A 17,637-nucleotide genomic window follows, 5' to 3' on the forward strand; every position below is an offset into this window, starting at 1 on the left:
TCAAACCCTGAAAGTGGACTTATCGCGTCTGCTTTAGCGTCATGCCTTGTCGCCGGAGCGGCAACTGGGCGGATTTCGGTATTCGGGCCCGAGAGCGTCCCGTCCCTCATGCCGGAGAAAGTCCAATGACCAAAATGCTGGGCAGCGTCACCGGCGTCGACGAGGCGGAGATCGCGCTCTCAGGCCGCGTCGACATCATAGACCTGAAGGATCCGAAAGCTGGGGCCCTTGGGGCGGTACCCACCGAAATCATTGGCCAGGCTACCTCATTCATCGCCGGCCGGGCGCCGGTCAGCGCGGTCTGCGGCGATCTGCCGATGGAACCCGAAACGATCCGCGCCAAGGCCGAAGAGATCGCTGCCACCGGCGTCGATTACGTCAAGATAGGCTTCTTTCCGTCGGCAAACGCCGCCGCTTGTGCGGAGGCGCTCGCGCCGCTCGCCGCGCGAACGAAGCTGATCGCCGTGCTTTTCGCCGACCTAGTGCCGGATTTCGAGCTTTTGCCGGTGTTTGCCAAACATCGCTTCCATGGCGCCATGGTCGACACTGCGAACAAGGCAAACGGCCGGCTGCTCGATCATCTGCCGCCCGAGCGTATCCCGGGGTTCGTCGATCGCGCCAAATCGCTTGGTCTGATGGTTGGACTGAGCGGATCGCTGGAAGCCCCCGACATTCCGCGCCTGTTGCCCTTCGCTCCCGATTTTCTCGGTTTTCGCGGGGCGCTGTGCGGCGACGCCGGCCGCGCGGGTTCGATCAGCGCCGAGGCGGTTTCGCAGATCCGCGAATTGGTACCGCAAGAATCCCGGGCCGGCGGCCCGTCGAGCGTCGACTACCGCCTGCTCGCGGCGAGGGGCTATTCGCCCGGCACCGACCCGACACTGGGCACGGACAAGATCTTCGTGCGGGACTTTGTCCTGCCGGTCCAGATCGGCGCCTACAGCTTCGAGCACGGCCATACACAAAAGGTGCGTTTCGACGTGACCGCCGACGTGCTGCAGGTCACCGATCATCCCGAAGACATGCGCCATGTATTCTCCTACGACATCATCATGGACGGCATTCGCACCATCGTCGCGCGAGGCCATATCCAGCTTAGCGAGGCGCTGGCCGAGCAGGTGGCGACGTATATTCTGGAGAACCCGCGTGTGGTGCGCGTCACGGTAAGGGTGGAAAAACTCGAACTCGGCCCAGGCGGCGTCGGCGTCGAGATCGAGCGCAAGCGCCAAGCGGCAGGCCGCGGCGTTGCCTCCGGCCCTACCGGCCGAAAAGACCAAAGCGCTGTTTCCCAGCCGCGACAGCAAAGGCCTGAGGTCATCAGGCCAACCATTGTCAAGCTCGGCGGCAGCACGGCCCGTGCGGTGGAAATGGAGAACTGGATCGCGGCGCTGGCAGGCTCCAAGCTGCCCATCGTGATCGTGCCCGGCGGCGGGCAGTTTGCCGACCAGGTGCGAGAGAGCCAGATTTACATGGATTTTTCCGACGCCGCTGCCCACGCCATGGCGATCCTCGCCATGGAGCAATTCGGCCAGGTCATCCTCGACCGGCATGAAAGGCTGGTGCCGGCACGGTCGCTGGACGAAATGGTGCGAGCATTGGATGAGGGGAAAGTCCCGGTGTGGCTACCGTCGTCATTGGCTCTGCCGGCGCCGGACATTCCGGCTTCCTGGGACATGACTTCCGATTCCCTTGCCGCCTGGCTTGCCGGCAAGCTCGGCGCGAAGGCGCTGCTCCTGATCAAGCAAACCGGCGCTTTCTTCGGCAGCGACACTATCGACGGCCTGACGGCCAGAGGCATCGTCGACGCCGGCTTCGCCGCCATGCTGCCCAACGGTGTCGATTTCCATCTCGCCGGCCCGAAAGATGCCGCCGAGGCCGGGGCGCTGCTCGCGTCGGGCGATCTGCCCGGCATCGCGATCGCGGCTCCGACCCGGCCGGCAAGAAAAGCAGGGTAGGCGATGGCGAAGCTGCATACGCCGCGCTGGGCATGGGTTCTGACCGGTTCCGGTCATTTTTTTACGGAGAGCTTCGCACTTATTCACCAACTCGAGCATTGCGATGTCTTCGTGTCGAAAGCCGCCAACGAAGTGCTGCGCATGTACAAGCTCAAGCTCGATTTCCCGGAGACGACGCGCGTGCTGCACGACAAGACGGCGAGCGCGATCCCGGTCGGCGAATTCTATCACGGTGTCTATCACACGGTCGTGGTGGCGCCGGCCAGTTCCAACACGGTCGCCAAATGCGTGCACGGCATTTCCGACACGCTCGCCACCAACGTCTTTGCCCAGGCCGGAAAATGCCGGGTGCCAGCCATCGTCTTTGCCTGCGACACCGCGCCGGAACTCGAGACCATGGCGCCGCATGGTCTGGTCAAGGTCTATCCGCGCAGCATCGACCTGGAGAATACCAACCAGCTGAAGAGTTTCGAGCGGACCGAGGTGGTCGAGTCGCTCGCCGAACTCGAAGCCTCGGTCAGACGGCGCCACGCCGAACTCGCAAGCCATGGCTGAGCGGCTGGCCTTTCTTACCGGTCATTTGGCCAAGGTCCGGCTGGAAAGGCTGCTGGCCGGGTTGGGCGAAACCGAATTTGCGTGGGAGATCATCGACATCGGCGTCAAGGTCGCGGCGCTGATGAGCGAAGACATCATCAAGCGGCGGCTCACCCTGACCGGCGGCACCGACCGCGTCATCCTGCCCGGCCGCTATCGCGGGGACATCGAGCATCTGTCGAGCCATTTCGGCGTGCCCTTCGTCCGCGGTCCCGACGAGATCGCCGATCTGCCGGGTTTTCTCGGCCGGGCGGGCGAGCCGCCTGATCTTTCGCATCACGACATGCGCATCTTCGCCGAAATCGTCGATGCGCCGATGCTGTCGGTCGAGGCGCTGGTGGCGAGGGCACGGACGCTGGCTGCGGCCGGCGCCGATGTCATCGATCTCGGCTGCCTGCCGGAAACGCCGTTTCCATTGCTGGAAAAGGCCGTGCTCGAGCTGAAAGCACAGGGGTTTCTGGTCAGTGTTGATTCGGCCAGCACGGACGAGCTTTCGATCGGCGCACGCGCCGGCGCGGACTATCTGCTCAGCCTCGACGAAAACACGCTGCCGTTGGCCTTCGACCACAAGGCCGTGCCAGTGTTGATCCCGTCCACCCCCGGCGATCTGGATTCGCTCGGCCGGGCCATCGAAGCGGCGCAAAAGGCCGGCGTCGCCTTCATCGCCGACCCTGTGCTCGACCCGATCCATTTCGGCTTTGCCGCCTCACTTGCGCGCTTCATCGAGGCGCGCCGCCGCTGGCCCGAGGTCGAGCTGCTGATGGGCACCGGCAATCTCACCGAATTGACCGACGCCGACAGTTCCGGCGTTACCGCCGTTCTGGCCGGGCTCTGCTCGGAACTTCAGATCCGAAACGTGCTTGCCGTGCATGTCAGCCCGCACACGCTGCGAACGATCGAGGAGCACGATATTGCCCGCCGCATCCTGTTTGCCGCCAAGAACGACGGTGCGCTGCCGCGCAGTTACCATCCGGGGCTCCTGCAGGTCCACGACCGCAAGCCGTTCACGGCCTCGACCGGGGATATCGATGCATTGGCAGCCGAGGTGCGCGACACCAACTTCCGCATCATGACCGCCGAAGACGGCATCCATGTCTTCAACGGCAAGGGGCATGCGATGGCCACGGATGCGTTCGAACTCTTTGCCGGGCTTGGCGTTGAGGCGGATGGCGCGCACGCGTTCTATCTCGGCGCGGAACTGATGAAAGCCGAGATCGCGTGGCGCCTCGGCAAGCGCTATGTGCAGGACGAGCCGCTCGCATGGGGCGTGGCCGCGCCGGCTCCCGAAATCGACCGCACCCGTCTTGCGGAAGCGGGCCACACGCTTCGCGCGAAGAAAGAGCGCTAAACCATGCCCTATATCAGCGAAACGATCATCACCACCGTCAACAAGGCCGGCGACGTCCACATCGCGCCGATCGGCATCATCGCCGAGAAGGACGGCTGGGTCATCGCGCCGTTCCGGCCGTCGGTGACGCTCGACAATCTCGCCGAAGTGCCGTTCGCCATCGCCAATTACACCGACGACGTGCGCATCTTTGCCGGCTGCCTGACCGGCCGCAAGCATTGGCCAACCGTTGCGGTCGACGGGTTTCCGGTGCCGCGGCTCGAGGCGGCGCTCGCGCACTCGGTCCTTGAAGTCGAAAGTGTCGATGACGATGGTATGCGACCTCGCCATTTCTGCCGGGTGGTGCGGGAGGAAACGCATGCGCCGTTCACCGGCTTCAACCGCGCCAAGGCGGCAGTGCTGGAACTGGCCATACTGGTCAGCCGGCTCGGCATGCTGCCGCGCGACAAGATCGAGGCGGAAATCGCCTACCTTTCGATCGCCATCGAAAAAACCGCGGGCGAGGGCGAAAAGGAAGCCTGGGGCTGGCTGATGCAGCGCGTCGGTGCTCACCTGTCGGGCGAGGAGTCCGGCGGCGAGGAAGTACGGGGCTGAGCCCGATATGCTGAACCAGAGTAAGCGTCCGGGCTGACGCGTTTTAGCATGATACACGGTGGCGGTGATCTCAAACGGCGGTGTTGACCCTTTGCGGTCATTGAGCCCGGTATGCACGATGACCGGAGTGGGGCCGCTAGCGGGAAGGCGGCTTCCGGGGGAGACGATAGTCAAAGCGGACCTCAAACGGGGCAATTCGTCCCGGCAAATTCAGGGATAGACAGGGCTTTCACGCCTCGAGGCAGAGCACGACAAAGTCGGCGAGCGTCGCCCAGAGCATCTTTAGATGGTCGGGGGACACGCTAAAATTGGGCGAGTGGACATAGCGATTCAAAGTGTCGAGCGAGACGATTTCCTCGCCTTGCTTGAGTTTGGTGATCGCGCCGAGATATTTCTTGTCGATCTTGCCCGCAGCCTGGAGATCGGCGGCGACCTTGCCGCCCTTGACTGCCAGCTTGTCAGTTTCCAGAACCCCCGTGGGCTGGCGGCGCTTCACATAATTGTCGATCGACAGCTCGAGCAGCACGCGCAGCAGCACCGACACCGCGTTAGGTGTCTCGCCTACGTCGAGCTTGTATTGCAGTTCCTCCCAGATCGCCCGGTGCCGCTGAAGATGCGCCGGCCAAGTGACGCCATAGCTCACGTCGGGGATCAGATGCGGCCAAGCCGGCGGACGCGGGGGTGCCGGGCTCGGCTGCGGCGGCACGGGCGTAGGAGCGGCCTGCGTCCTTGGCTGCGGCTTGCGCGCGACCTTCGGCAGCACCCGTTCGGCCTCTAGCGCGTCGATATAGGCGAGCTTGGATTCGGTGTCCCAGATACTATCCAAGGTGATGACACGGTTCGCGAGATCGCTGGCCACCCGGTGCAGCGCCGCTAGCGTCTCCGTCTCGTCGCGGATGATGTCAAGCTTGCCCTTGCGTACCGAGATGCCGAGTCGATTTCGCAGCGACTCCGCCGAGAGCAGGCGATTGAGATTGGAGCGCGGAATCTTACGCGCCGGCAGCAGCTTCGCCTCCTTCAGCCGCTTCTCGATCTCGTCGGCGACGTTGAGGCCGCCACCCTTGCCTGTGCGGATGACGAAGTTGGCTTTCATCCGGTCGTTCCAGGTGCTCTGGCCGATGCCGCCCTGCACGCCGGTGTGGCGCCGAAACAGGATGTCGTCGACGCGGTCGCGGTCGTTCTCCACCCGGCATTCGATCTTGTCGGGAAAGGCGCCCTGCCAGTTCTTGCGGCAGTCGGCGAAGAATTGCTGCAGCTCGACTGTCGGCGCGCGACGTGGCGCGGCTAGCAATTTGAGGCAGGTGGTGCGGCGATTGCCGTCGGCGACGACATATTTGTCGCCTGAGGGGAAGACGAGCGGCGGCTCAAAGATTTCGCCCTTGGCGACAAGGTCCTTGGCAAGGTTGCGCATATGCGGCTCTTGCGCGGCAAAGAGCTGTGCTATCGCGGCGGTTTCGTTCTCAAGTTCACCATGTCGATCATTGGCTGGATTTACGATCAACGATGCTAGCGGTAGCTTCCGATAGGCCATACCTTCTCCCCCAGCTTGGAAAGCGAGCATGGTTTCGTGGCTTCGTCAATCGAATCTGTAACCGGTGACGTCTAGTGCTAAGAATCGCGGAGTTTACCTAACCGGCACCCGATCCTGGGTGCGTCCATACCGAACGGCAAGTTGCGGCATTAGCGGTGTGCTGCGTGAAACGGCAAATTTTGGGCGAGGTTTTGACGGTCTTCTCTGGCGCCGACAGCGGGCCGACAGCTTTCATGCTCTGATCAGGCAAAGATGACATTCGGAGCGCAGAGATGAAGTTTCAACGCCTCATCAGGGGCATGCCGCTAATGCATCGTCGCCGTGTGCGGAACGTCACCAGCTATTATTCGTCTTCGGCGGCCTCGCCGGCGGGCTTCTCAATCAACTCGATTGCGATTGCAAATCCGAATTGTTCAATGCGTTGCGCGGCCGCCTGGAGGCTCACCTTGCTGAAAAAAGGAAGGCCCAAGGTTCCATCCGCGTACGGCTTCCTCATCACGCCGTAGACAACCTTGAACTTTGTTCGGTCGACGGGCTCCCCGCTTTTTGGAAGCTGCGCTTCGAAGCCTTGGCCAAGACTCTTCACCTTTGCGCGAAGCGTCTTGCGAAACTTCGCGTCGCTCACAAAGGCTTCAGCACTGACTAGACCTTGCATCCACACGTGGCTAATTGGACCGGAAGAGTCCCCGTCCTTCAGGTGAATGAATTCGCCGTTCTTGGAAAGGAAGTCACACGGCTCCAAATTGCCGTAACGCACCCCAGAGGGATTGATTTTCTGCTGATCAAGCTTGAGCAACTCTGGCCGATTCGCTTCAATATCTGCGATCAGGTCCCGCTCGTTGGCACACGTCGTCGCCCCAATGATTTCGACCTTTTCAAGCGCGTCGAAATAATCCTCTACCAGTTTCTTGAAGCGTTTCTCGACGACGTACCAATCGCCTGCGAAAAGTACGTAGTGCTTTTCTTTGTCGCCGACACCGAGCGAGGTCTCGAAAACGAAGCAATCGTAGACCCGCCATTTTTCACTGAATTCGTCCTCACCATCTCCCTTGGCCTTGATCCGATGGTTGGCCTTCAGCTCCGAGAACTCGTCGTCAAAATCGCAACGGTTTAGTTCCGCCACATAATCATCAATAGAAAGGCTATGAAACGTCGTGCCGTGTGAGCCAAAGCCGTTGTAGTGGAGTTCGTTCCCTTCGGTGTAGTTGACGATTTCGGGAGGTGCCATGTGAAGCTGAGAGGCTTGCCCATCTCTCAGTTTTCCTAACGCCTCTTCAAGTTGCCCATCGAGCAGTTTGATCGTGTCCTTCTCATGCACGATTCGCATATTGTCGACCCAGGCAAACTCCCTCTGATAATCGACCTTCTTATAAGTTTTGATTATTTCAGCGCACTTTTGCTGGAGACCGTCGGCTTTGACTTCGCACGTGATCGATAGGCTGTCTTTCCCCGCGACAAACCGAGCGAAAGTTAAGTCAGTTGGCGTACCGCCTGCAACGCGCGCCAAGTCCCGCAACATATCCACACCAAAGGCCTGCAGATCGCTGTCGCGGCTCGCCTGCACACGTTTTTGACACGTCACGGCGTCAGGCGTAGCAAGATCGAGCGTGCGAAGCTGACCTCTAGGCACTGTATTGAGAGTGACCTTCAATCCGAACTGGCGCTCAAAAGCATCATCGTTGAGCGCAATGTGGACGTGCCCGAAGCAAATGGCGGCAATTCTGTCTCCGATCGGCAAGAACACCGCCGCCCCCGCACCGCTGGCAAAAATGTCTGCCGGCAGATCCGCACTGTGGGGCTGAGAAAATCTACCCAAGATGGCTGGTTGGAATAGATCTGACCGATATACAGCGATGCCCCTTCCGCGCCATTCCAGGGCCGCTGCGCCAGCGCGCGGTCGCTTCCCTGAGCAAAAGTGGGCGTGAACGCATGATCTATAGTTCGGCCTTCACGCATTAAGCGAACGTTGAGCGTGCGAAGACGCGCCTTTTCTCCAGCCATTTTAGCTTCCCCCCGAAGACTATTATCAGAGTCCGTCACTCGCTGCCAGATTGCACTGGCGTCCCGGCCGAGCCGGCTAGGCTCTCCCTTACTACGTTCGACTGAAACTACGTTCGACTGAACTGCTTGGGCGGTTTATGGGAGCAGCAACGTAGATGCTGGCCGACCGAACTGAGAGGCCTTGCCGTCCGCCGGTTCTGGGCCGCTAGCGGATTGGCAGCTCCCGGCCGCAGATATTTAATTGCGGAGATTCAGCCAGGGCAGTATCTCATCTCCCCGATTGATCGGATGGCCATGATATAGCGCCTACGATTGAGATCCCGCCAGCAGCGCCACCGCTGACGCGGGCGCCACGCTGCTCGCTTCGCCGCGAACGGTGTCATCTGCGGGAATGATCTCGGCGAAATCGACGAAGCGGCGCTCCATGCGTTCGGCCAGCCGCCTGATCTGCCAGCGGCCGGTTCCGGCGCTAACGATCGGCACATCCGGGGCAAGGGGGCCGGCAACCAGGGATGCCGCGTCGTGGATCTTGCGCAATTGCTGCTCGCTGAACCAGCGCGCGATTTCACGCCATTCCGGCGGTGTCAGGTCGGCGGCGTCGCGCCCAATCATGCGCGCCAGCCGCGCGATCGAACCGTCGATCGTCTTTTCCTTGCCGTCGGCGGTAGCGTGCCTGTCGTCCTTCTCGTCGAGCACCCCCAGGATCCGGTGCGCGTCGGCGATCGAGGCGAAATACTCGTTCATCAGTGGTGTCAGCCTGCCACGGACGGGGGCAGATGAGGCCACACCGAACAGGAACGTCCTGGTGAAGCCGGTATAAACCAGTTCGCCGGTCAGCAGCCGTCCGGCATCGGTGTAGCCGTCATTGGCGACGGCGCCATTTTTGACGGCGATAATGTCGGTGGTGGTGGAGCCCATGTCGACGAACAGGGCATCGCCGGCGCGTTTGGCCACCAACGACGCTGTCGCGTGCCAGTTGGCGGAGGCGACATCGGTGCTCAGCCGCGCTGCCTCCTCGACCCCGACGAAGCCGAACGGCCCGGCATAGATCAGTTTTTCGCCTGGGAAACGGCTTGAAATCTCATCCAGCAGAGCTGCGACGCCGGCATCGCGGGACGGAAAGATGTCAGCCAGTTCGCCGGTCATGGTGAATGCGTTGAGATCGGCGCCCGCATAAATCGGCGCCGTTTCCTCGAATGCCGAGGCCAGCTTGTCGAGCCCGAGCCAAAGCGGCGTGGCGATCGTTACGGCCTCGACGATGCGGCCGTCTTGCGCGCGCGTCACCTTCAGATGCGCGCCGCCGATATCGAAGCCGGCAATGATGCTCTTTCTTTTTTCCACACTTCAAGCTTTCATCACAGGGGACAGTTGCGCAGGGACAGTTGGTTAGCGAGAAAAGCGTTGCGTATCATTCCGGTTCTCGACCTGAAAGGCGGCGAAGTGGTCCGCGCCCACCAAGGAAAACGCGATCGCTACAGGCCGATCGTTACGCCGCTCAGCCAAACTGCCGATGTCGTCGCGGTCGCCGAGGGCTTGCGCGGGCTTTACCCTTTTCCGACCTTCTATATCGCCGATCTGGATGCCATCGAAGGCGGAACGCCAAACAGCGGCCCGCTTGCCCGGCTGAAGGCGATGGCGGAGCCGCCGGAGCTTTGGGTCGATGCCGGCATCGCCGACGAGAAAACCCTTTCGGCAGCACTTGCCGAGCCCTGGCTTTACCCGGTCCTGGGTTCCGAATCGCAGGGAGACGACGCGCTGTTCCGGCGTTTTTGCGATCATCCAGACCTTATCCTGTCGCTGGATTTCTTCGACGACGGGTTTCGCGGTCCGGCATCATTTCTCGACGAGCCGGAGCTTTGGCCGCAAAAGGTGATCGTCATGACACTGGCCAAGGTCGGCTCCGCCTCCGGTCCCGATTTCACGCGGCTCGAGGCGATCAAGGCAAAGGCTGGAAGCCGCTCCGTGATCGCGGCCGGCGGGGTGCGCAACGAGGCTGACATTCGCGCCCTTTCGTCACTCGGTATCACTGCTGCGCTGGTCGCGACCTCGCTGCACGACGGCACGCTCACGCCCGAACACCTCGCGACGCTTGGCGCCTGACATCGTGTGACCTCGACCTTCGGTCTCGCAACCTGGGACTTTGGATTTAGAGCGGCGGACTCTCAGTCGATCGTGTCGCCGCCCTATCTCTTTGCTGGAGCATCGGATTTCCCAAAAACGATTCCCGACCCTCGGGTCAGACCTGAGGGCAGGCTTTGGGTCCGATGCTCTACGAGACCGTTTGGAAACTCTGCTCCGGCGGCCATCTGATGGCGTTTTCTGCGCTTCCGGTGCTCACGGACCCAAATGTCCGCTGCGCTCCGGTTCTCGAAACCACCACCATATGACTCGCCAGAGCGAATTTCGAAAACAGTCTCTAAAGGCCCAGTAGCTTTTTCAGGCGGCGCAACAGACCATCCGGCTCAGCGGAGGGTTTTGCCTGTGCGGGGCTGTCTCTTGTCTAAGCCGCGAATGGATGCTTCACCTGGTCCCGCTTATCCGTGGCTTCGGCGGCCGTCGGTGTTCCCGCGACGGCGCGTTGGATGGCTTCCTTCGTCGCTTCGTAATTGTACTTCTGGATCTTGGCGTCGTCCGCCGCGTCCCAGTGGATGAAAACGCCGACGCAGATGAACAGATCGTCCGCCTCGCTGGCAGGAATGATCCCCTCGGCGACGCTATCCTGCACTGCCTTTGCGACCGCATGCTGGGCCGGGCCGAACATCTGCACGGCCTGCTTGGCGCCCTTGATCGTGACCTTATTGAACATCACGGTGTTGGGCTTGCACTGAAGATTGGGCGCGATCACCGCCAAAAGGGAGGTAAAGCCGTCCTTGTTGTTGGTAAGCGCGTTGCAAAATGCCGTTTCGACCGCGCTCCCCCGCGGGCCGATGAGCAGGTCGACATGCGCCACTTCGTTGCCGTCTCCTACCAGCGATTCACCGACCATTACTTTCGAGATCTTTGCCATGCCAATTTTCCTCCAAGACACAGTTATGGTGTCCAAAGACGCCGCAAACCGAGCGAGCGCTCGATGGACAGCTATCCTTGTTGGCAGCGCCCGGACATCCGGACCGGTTGGCTGGATAGCCGCGGAAGCCCAGCTTCCGCTCCTGAAAGTCAACCACCAACGTTGCGATTATGCAAGCTGAACGCCGAGGAGGTGGACTAAAAGAGTAGCCACGGTCAGGTCGGCCGAGGTGCCGGGGTTGACCTTGTCCGCCTTCAGCCGGCGGTCGAGTTCCATGAGCCGACGAATGCGTGACGCTTCGTCGTCGTTGGCATGGAGCGCCGCCTGAACGGCAAGGGCTTCTTGCCGCGCCTGATTTGCGGCTTCAGCGCCATGGTTGCGCATCACATGACTGTCGGGGAAGCCGGCGAGAAACGCCATATAGGCGAACACCGTCGGCCACATGCCGCCTTCCCCGCGTGCCAACGCCGCTTCCAGAGCCGCAAGCCCGACGCCGAACACGTCGCCGAAACAGGTAACATACTGGCGGGCGATCATGTCGCGGTCGGCCGCCTCCCGCATGGCTTCGAGCAGATGAACCTTCGGCTCTTGCCGTACATCGTTCGCGGCCTCTCCTAGGCCGCCTGGCGCGGCCGTGACGATCGCCTCGAACACCGCCCTCGTATCGTCCATGCTCATTGCGCGCAGCACCGCGTCGAGATTGTCGTGCAGTCGATTGTCGTGCAGTGGAGCGCCCGTCATTTCGGCGGCGCATAGCAGAGGCGCCGCCAGAAGGATGATACCGAGGTTGGTATTGGTGGCGACCGCCAGACGTGTCGCGCGGACCGCTTCCAGCATACGCTGTCCGACCGGCAGGCGAGGATCGGTCAGCGGCCCCGACGAGACCTCTGCGCTCATCATGAACTGAGCGGCGGACATGCCGTGCCCGTCGGCGAACAGGTGGACGTTGCCCGGTTTCAGCGCCTCGATCTCCATCCGACAGGCGTCCTTGTAGGCAACCCGGAGGCGTTCTCGCGAAAGCGCCCGGCTCGTCACGAATTCGCCGGCGCGGTGAGGCGGTAGGGGCGCGCCGCCGCCGCCCCCTCTGGGCGATCAGCTCGGCGATCGGCCAGGAATTTCAGCAGGGCGTCGGCAATCGCATCGGCGATGTTCACCGCGACGACCGATTGAAGCCCGGACCAGGCGGGCATGCTGTTGACCTCCAGCACGAACAGCTTGCCGTCGGCCGCCGGCACGATATCGACGCCGGCGAAATCCGCTGACATAGCGGCGGCGGCGGCTCTTGCCAGCGCCGCCAGTTCGGTTTCGCCGTGCCCCGAGACCTGCTCGGGCACCGCCCCGCGATTGATGTTGGTGATCCAGTCGTCGCCACGCCGGCTCATCATCGCCAGGACTTCGCCGGCGCAGACGAAAACGCGAAAATCGCGGAAAGGAGGCCCGGGACGCGGCACGTAATGCTGGAGATAGTAGACGCTGTTCACCTCCTCGTCGGCGGGGAGGTCGGACAATGTTTCGATCAGCCTGATGCCGCGGCCCTGCGCGCCGAAAAGCGGCTTCAGCACCAGCGGCGTGAACGGCAGTTCGCGTTCGGCGATCGCTTCGGCCATGGCACGTCCCTCGACCGCGAATGTCGGCGGCGTCGGCAGGCCGGCATTCTTCAGGAGGAAGGTCGTCATCGACTTGTCGACGCAGCGTTCTATCGCCTGGGCGGAATTCCACACCGGAATGGAAAGCTTGGCGAATGCGTGCAGCACGCCGAGGCGCCGGGTGACCGCTTCGAACGATCCGGCGGCGATCGAACGGACCAGCACGGCATCGGGCAGCGCGCCGTCGAAGCCGGGGATCGACAGTCCGCTCGGGCTGCCGGTGTCGAACGCGATCGCCGCCAGCGGCACGGTTGCGACAACGGCGCCCCGCCGGTCCAGCCTTGCCGCCAGGCCTTTGGCGCGAGCGTCCGAATTATCGCTGACGATCAGGATGCGGGGGATCATGTTAGGCCTCGGATACCGGTATACCGAAAGCCCGAGCGAGCGGCCCGGCAGGCGGATGACAGACGAATCCATTGCACCGCCATGGTCTAGCCGAGGCTCCGTTCGAGCATCCGCAGATCACGCTCGCCGGCGCGAAACGTGTCGCCGGTCTCGATCGCCGTGACGATCACTTCGGCCGGGCTGAACAGCAGTGGATCGATGGCATAGAAATCACCCTTGAACCGCTTGAAAACCTCGGCGAAAGGGTGGCCGTGGTCCCGAGAGGCGCGGCTCGGCAGTCGCTCCGCGAGCTCCCTGGCGTCTTTCGCCGAGCCTTTTACGAAGAGCTGAACGCTGCCGCCATAGATGATGGCGTCGTTGGTTCTGCCCATGGCGGTCAGGAAATCCGGATGGGGGGCGGGGATAGGCGCAGTACCGATGCCGTCGACGATATTGTCCAGCGGAAACTTGAGATCGTTGCTCTTGTGCAAGGCGACCTCGAGCGCGCGCGCAACGATCTGCACGCTGCCCGCAAGGCTTTGTGTTGGCGCATAGAGGAAGGTGAGCTTTTCGGTTGGCAGTCCGGTCGCCTTGCCGACCTTCTCGACGATCGCTTGGGGGGGCGGTTCGGCGGTCTCCAGGATAAGCACGGCGGATGACGCGGTGTCGCGATAGGAAAGCGCTTCGAACAGCGGCTCGACGCGGGCGAGCGCCCGCGCCGGTCCCGATCCCATGGCGAAATAGCCCTGGCTCGACAGGTTCCAGCCCGCATACTGGCTGCCCAGGCAGGCAAGCACCGGCTGCGAGGACCGCACTTCGATGGTCAACGGCCATTTCTCCGACGCGCGGTCCATGCAGACCGAGATGCTGCCGAGCCCGCCCATCGCGGCTTCCGCCATGCGCAGCCCGGCCTCGACGCCGCCGGTGGCCTTGGCGCCGGCATCGATCAGGCACTCGCCCAATGGCCCCCTGGAAACGGCGATACGCAGGCGTTCGGCGTTGCCGATCATGCCGTCGATGATGCGCTGCGCATTGTCGTTCAGGAATGCCGAACCATCTTTCATGTCCGGTCTCCTTCCCATTGGTGTTGCAACCGGCTGGCTTGGCCCTTGATGAGCCGCCTGGTCAAATCGGCGCTCGGACCGCGCGCGAAGATGGTGCAGACAGGATCGCCAGCAATAAGACGGGTGCCGGGCGACTGATGGTCCGCAGTCCATTCAGGCCAGGCAATCGATGGAAACTGGGCGATCGGCGCCGCGGCGTAGGTCACCATCGATGCCATCGAATCGACGAAGCGCGGCAGGTGGTAGGCCCTGCCTGCCGCAGCGCGCAGATGCGCTTCGATCAGCGGCGCGTCGGCATCGTCGAAAATGTCGAGCGTGGCGCCTGGCCTCGGGTTGATCTCGATGAGCTTGTAGCCATCCGGTCCGCGAATGAGATCGGCGCTGCACAATCCAACCAGGCCGGCGCGGCGCGCCAGGCCTGAAAGCCAGCCGCGGATCATCGCCGCCTGCCTGCGATCGAAGCGTCTCAACCGCACGGCGCCGCCATAGCGGTAGGGCGCTGCCGGGGCGGGGGACGCCCATTGTTGGCTGAAGCCGACGATATCGGCGGTTTTGCCGTCGCCGACGAACAGGGCCGAGATGCTGCGGCCGGCAACGAAACGCTGGAAATAGCGGCCGCCAGGGGCCTGACACTGTAATATCGGGGTTTCTCCGGCGGCCCGTCTGATATGCGTGCCGCCGGCGCCGCCCGCGGTCTTGACCACCCAGTTCTCCGGATCGGGCGGCCGGTCCCATCGGAATTGCGGATGCGGGATGCCGATTTCGGCGCAATCGGCGGCCAGCAATTGCGGGTCCTTGATCCGGCGGATCGCGGCGCCACTATTGCCGGCGAGCGGAAAATGGCGCGCGATCTCGTCTACAGTCTCCGTCATCCGCTCGAAGCCCGAGCCCAGGACGATGGCGACCGGCCGGTCGTCTCCAGCCAATTGCCGAAGCGTCTCGACGATGCGCTCGCCGTCGATACCGCCCTGCAGGTCGCCCGGCAGCATCGCCGCGCGTTCGGCGAGCGCGACCGTGTCGGTGTCGCAAAAGAAATCGGCGACCAGCGGACGATAGCCGGCGCGGCGCGCGGCAGCAGCCAGCGCCCGGCCTGAAATCGCCGCGATCAGGAGGGATCCGGCGTTACTTGGCAATCTCGCGTGCAAGGGAAAATGCTTCCTGGAAATCGAGCGTGATGGTTTTTTCGGATTCGATCATTCTTTTGAAGAGGCCGAATTCGACCTTGTATTTCACGTTGCCGATGGCAAGCGGACCAATGCCGACAGCTTTTGCCGCTTCGAGCGGATCGCTATTGGCGTTGACGGCCACGCCTTCGATGCCGGCCGGCGGAACCGCATTGACGTCGGCGGCAATGAGCAGGCCGTCGTCTTTCAACTGGGCTTTCGAGACCACCTGGACGCCGGCCTTGGCGCAAGCCAGGATCACCTCGCTCGCCTCGACCAGCTTCGTCTTCCGGGCGTCGCTCGACCCATCAGCCGCATCGACGGCGATCTTGAATCGGCTTTTGATCTCAGCCGCGATCTGCCCGACCCTTTCGATGCCGTCATGACCGACCAGCGTGACCCGGGCGCCTTCCCTGGCAGCGATGACGGCTGTGCAGAAGCCGACGACGCCGGTGGCGCCGAAAACAGCGATCCTCGTGTCTTTCAGCCCGCGCTCGAATTTCTTCTCCAGCGCTTTTTCGACCTTGGCCACCATCGCCGCGGCCGTGGTGAACGAGCCGGCCGGATCGGCGAATACCGAAACCTGGAAAGGCGGCACCATCGCCTTTCGCGCTGCGTCGAACATGTCGAGCGCCAGCGAGGCATCCTTGCCGGCGATGAAGATGCCGGTATCGACCCCTGCATCGGGCGGGCGCGAAAAGATCGCGTCCTGCACGAGGCCTGTCACCTCGCCGAGGCTTACGTCGACATAGGGGACGACGGCGTCGAAGCCTGCATCGAGCGCCATGTTCACGTCGAAAGGGCTCATGTGTTTCAACGGCGTCAGCATGTGCAGGATATGTTTGCGGGCCATTTCTCGCCTTTCTTCTTGAACCTGATCGTGTTGCCGAGCCGTCAGCTGCCGACGAGATCAAGTTTGGTCGAACTGATCTTCGCGCCGGAATTCCTGCCCTTGACGATCCTGATCTCGATGCCGGGCTCAACTGTCTGCTGAACCGCGCTGACGAACCTGACTGCGGCGTCTTGCGATGGGGCGAAGGCAAACCCTGTTGGCCCCCATGAGCTCTGCCCGATGCCGACGGCGCCTGCTTCATTGAGAGCATGGGCCACCCTCTCGACCCGCTTGGAGGTGAAAACGCCGCCTTGCGCCGGGGCGAAATGGGTGCCGATCAGCATCTGGATCGCGGCGACGGCGGCGCCGAAGGCTGGAAGGTCGTGCTCGACCAGAGCCGGCATCATGCCCATCAGCACCCGCCGGCAGATCTCGCCGCTGCCGGATGCCGGGAAGGGTGGCAGCGAGCGAAACGCCGCGATCTCGGCATCGCCATGCAGTCCATGCCCGCCATGGTCGAGGATCAGGATGACGCGCCACTCTTCCGGAAACGGCAATCGCGCCACGACCGGCGGCGGCCTGCCGCTGTCGTCCTTGCCGGCGTCGACAATGACACCACCGCTTTCGAAACTGGCGATGCCGATGCCGGATCGGCCGCCCCGATCGAGCAGGGTCGCGTCGCCGCCGATATCGAGAGGCAGTTGGTGGAGCGTGCGCAGCGCCGAGGCGACGGCAAGGGCGATCTGCGTGCCGGAGCCGAGGCCGGCATGGCTCGGGATCGACTGCTCGACCACCAGCCGGTGCTGACCGCGAACGCCGAGATGGCTGCAGAGCGTCGACAAATGTTCGCCGGCGCGACGGCTCTCGGGGCCTTCGACGATGGTCTCGCTGGATCGAGACAGGGTGACGACGGTTTCGGGTTCGCTCAGAGGTAGCCCGACGCTGCCAAAGCGACGTCCGGTATCACCATTGAGATCGAGGAAGCCAAGGTGCAGGCGGGAGGGCACTCGTATGGTGACAGAATTCGACATCTACCCCCCGATGGGTGCATCATAGACGCATCATGGAAGTTTAGGTGCCCGTCGCCATGATAGCTGTTTTCGTAGAAGGGGCAAGCCGGAGAGAGTGCATTCGTTTTATCTTCTTTGGCCCCGGCGCGAAAACGGACCGGGCCATTCGCGGAGGTCGAGATGAGCGAGACAGCTAAGGAAAAGGTCTATTCGGAAGCCGAGATCGCCGACCGGCTCGAGAAGGAGCTGCCGAAGTGGCGCTACGAGAACGGCTGGATCCGGCGCAAATACAAGACCCACAGCTGGAAATCGACACTGATGGTGATCAACACGGTCGGCCATCTCGCCGAGGCGGCGTGGCACCATCCCGACATCACGGCGTCCTATGCCTGGGTCGAGGTGCGCCTGATGAACCATGCAGCGAAGGGCATCACCGACAAAGACTTCGAGCTGGCCAAAAAGATCGAGGATGTTGTCCAGTGGCAGCCGGCCAAGGAAGGCGGCGCGCTGGAAGGCACTCCGCCGACCGATCAGCGCTTCGCTTACATCAAATATGATTAAGCGCGGTCGG

The 17,637-nt window shown here is 62.6% G+C and carries 16 protein-coding genes; 6 read left to right on the forward strand and 10 right to left on the reverse strand.

Going from position 1 to position 17,637, the window contains the following annotated elements:
• The first annotated feature begins 125 nt into the window (after nucleotides 1-125).
• Genes EJ075_RS33770 through EJ075_RS19935 form a run of 4 tightly spaced genes read left to right on the forward strand, consistent with a single transcriptional unit; the run spans nucleotide 126 to nucleotide 4,488 of the window.
• Nucleotides 126-1,952 (forward strand): (5-formylfuran-3-yl)methyl phosphate synthase, encoded by a 1,827-nt coding sequence (locus EJ075_RS33770; protein WP_126105427.1) that lies wholly within the window; start codon nucleotides 126-128, stop codon nucleotides 1,950-1,952.
• A 3-nt stretch (nucleotides 1,953-1,955) separates the two neighbouring features.
• Nucleotides 1,956-2,507, forward strand: a complete 552-nt coding sequence (locus tag EJ075_RS19925) for a flavoprotein (RefSeq protein WP_126105428.1) — start codon at nucleotides 1,956-1,958, stop codon at nucleotides 2,505-2,507.
• On the forward strand, nucleotides 2,500-3,894 hold the full coding sequence (locus EJ075_RS19930; RefSeq protein WP_126105429.1) for a DUF6513 domain-containing protein: 1,395 nt from the start codon (nucleotides 2,500-2,502) through the stop codon (nucleotides 3,892-3,894). Before EJ075_RS19925 ends, EJ075_RS19930 begins: the two co-directional genes overlap by 8 nt.
• Nucleotides 3,895-3,897: 3 nt before the next feature.
• Entirely contained in the window at nucleotides 3,898-4,488 is a 591-nt protein-coding gene (locus tag EJ075_RS19935) for a DUF447 domain-containing protein (RefSeq protein WP_126105430.1), read from the forward strand.
• A 229-nt stretch (nucleotides 4,489-4,717) separates the two neighbouring features.
• On the opposite strand, the gene EJ075_RS19940 is transcribed toward EJ075_RS19935, so the two are convergent.
• The 3 genes from EJ075_RS19940 to EJ075_RS19950 all read right to left on the reverse strand — a co-directional run bounded on the left by EJ075_RS19940 (nucleotide 4,718) and on the right by EJ075_RS19950 (nucleotide 9,361).
• A complete protein-coding gene (locus tag EJ075_RS19940) occupies nucleotides 4,718-5,899 on the reverse strand; it encodes a hypothetical protein (RefSeq protein WP_245457957.1) in 1,182 nt (393 codons plus the stop codon).
• A gap of 463 nt (nucleotides 5,900-6,362) precedes the next feature.
• The gene (locus tag EJ075_RS19945) at nucleotides 6,363-7,835 is read right to left on the reverse strand and encodes a TIGR04141 family sporadically distributed protein (RefSeq protein ID WP_164547145.1); all 1,473 of its coding nucleotides are present in this window, start codon (nucleotides 7,833-7,835) and stop codon (nucleotides 6,363-6,365) included.
• A gap of 491 nt (nucleotides 7,836-8,326) precedes the next feature.
• Entirely contained in the window at nucleotides 8,327-9,361 is a 1,035-nt protein-coding gene (locus tag EJ075_RS19950; protein WP_126105432.1) for a hydantoinase/oxoprolinase family protein, read from the reverse strand.
• 60 nt (nucleotides 9,362-9,421) lie between these two features.
• Here EJ075_RS19950 and EJ075_RS19955 point away from each other — a divergent pair, with 60 nt between their 5' ends.
• Nucleotides 9,422-10,120, forward strand: a complete 699-nt coding sequence (locus EJ075_RS19955) for a HisA/HisF-related TIM barrel protein (protein WP_245457958.1) — start codon at nucleotides 9,422-9,424, stop codon at nucleotides 10,118-10,120.
• A gap of 400 nt (nucleotides 10,121-10,520) precedes the next feature.
• On the opposite strand, the gene fae is transcribed toward EJ075_RS19955, so the two are convergent.
• The 7 genes from fae to EJ075_RS19990 form a co-directional block, all read right to left on the reverse strand.
• Nucleotides 10,521-11,027 (reverse strand): formaldehyde-activating enzyme, encoded by a 507-nt coding sequence (gene fae, locus EJ075_RS19960; protein WP_095489033.1) that lies wholly within the window; start codon nucleotides 11,025-11,027, stop codon nucleotides 10,521-10,523.
• 168 nt (nucleotides 11,028-11,195) lie between these two features.
• Nucleotides 11,196-12,002: a triphosphoribosyl-dephospho-CoA synthase gene (locus EJ075_RS19965; protein ID WP_126105434.1), complete on the reverse strand. Its 807-nt coding sequence runs from the start codon at nucleotides 12,000-12,002 to the stop codon at nucleotides 11,196-11,198.
• 56 nt (nucleotides 12,003-12,058) lie between these two features.
• On the reverse strand, nucleotides 12,059-13,090 hold the full coding sequence (locus EJ075_RS19970) for a RimK family alpha-L-glutamate ligase (protein WP_245457959.1): 1,032 nt from the start codon (nucleotides 13,088-13,090) through the stop codon (nucleotides 12,059-12,061).
• Nucleotides 13,091-13,104: 14 nt separating this feature from the next.
• Nucleotides 13,105-14,061: a methenyltetrahydromethanopterin cyclohydrolase gene (gene mch, locus EJ075_RS19975; protein WP_126105435.1), complete on the reverse strand. Its 957-nt coding sequence runs from the start codon at nucleotides 14,059-14,061 to the stop codon at nucleotides 13,105-13,107.
• On the reverse strand, nucleotides 14,058-15,206 hold the full coding sequence (locus tag EJ075_RS19980; protein WP_245457960.1) for an ATP-grasp domain-containing protein: 1,149 nt from the start codon (nucleotides 15,204-15,206) through the stop codon (nucleotides 14,058-14,060). Before EJ075_RS19980 ends, mch begins: the two co-directional genes overlap by 4 nt.
• Nucleotides 15,184-16,077 carry an NAD(P)-dependent methylenetetrahydromethanopterin dehydrogenase gene (locus tag EJ075_RS19985; RefSeq protein WP_126105436.1) on the reverse strand — a complete coding sequence of 298 codons (894 nt, stop codon included), beginning with the start codon at nucleotides 16,075-16,077 and terminating at the stop codon, nucleotides 15,184-15,186. The genes EJ075_RS19980 and EJ075_RS19985 overlap by 23 nt, the downstream gene beginning before the upstream one ends.
• 41 nt (nucleotides 16,078-16,118) lie before the next feature.
• The gene (locus EJ075_RS19990) at nucleotides 16,119-17,087 is read right to left on the reverse strand and encodes a beta-ribofuranosylaminobenzene 5'-phosphate synthase family protein (RefSeq protein WP_126105437.1); all 969 of its coding nucleotides are present in this window, start codon (nucleotides 17,085-17,087) and stop codon (nucleotides 16,119-16,121) included.
• A gap of 159 nt (nucleotides 17,088-17,246) precedes the next feature.
• Between EJ075_RS19990 and EJ075_RS19995 the strand changes: the two genes are divergently transcribed.
• A complete protein-coding gene (locus EJ075_RS19995; protein ID WP_095489038.1) occupies nucleotides 17,247-17,627 on the forward strand; it encodes a 4a-hydroxytetrahydrobiopterin dehydratase in 381 nt (126 codons plus the stop codon).
• The last annotated feature ends 10 nt before the right edge of the window (nucleotides 17,628-17,637 follow it).

Origin of the sequence: Mesorhizobium sp. M6A.T.Cr.TU.016.01.1.1, assembly GCF_003952585.1 — a bacterium.
Lineage (GTDB): Bacteria > Pseudomonadota > Alphaproteobacteria > Rhizobiales > Rhizobiaceae > Mesorhizobium > Mesorhizobium mediterraneum.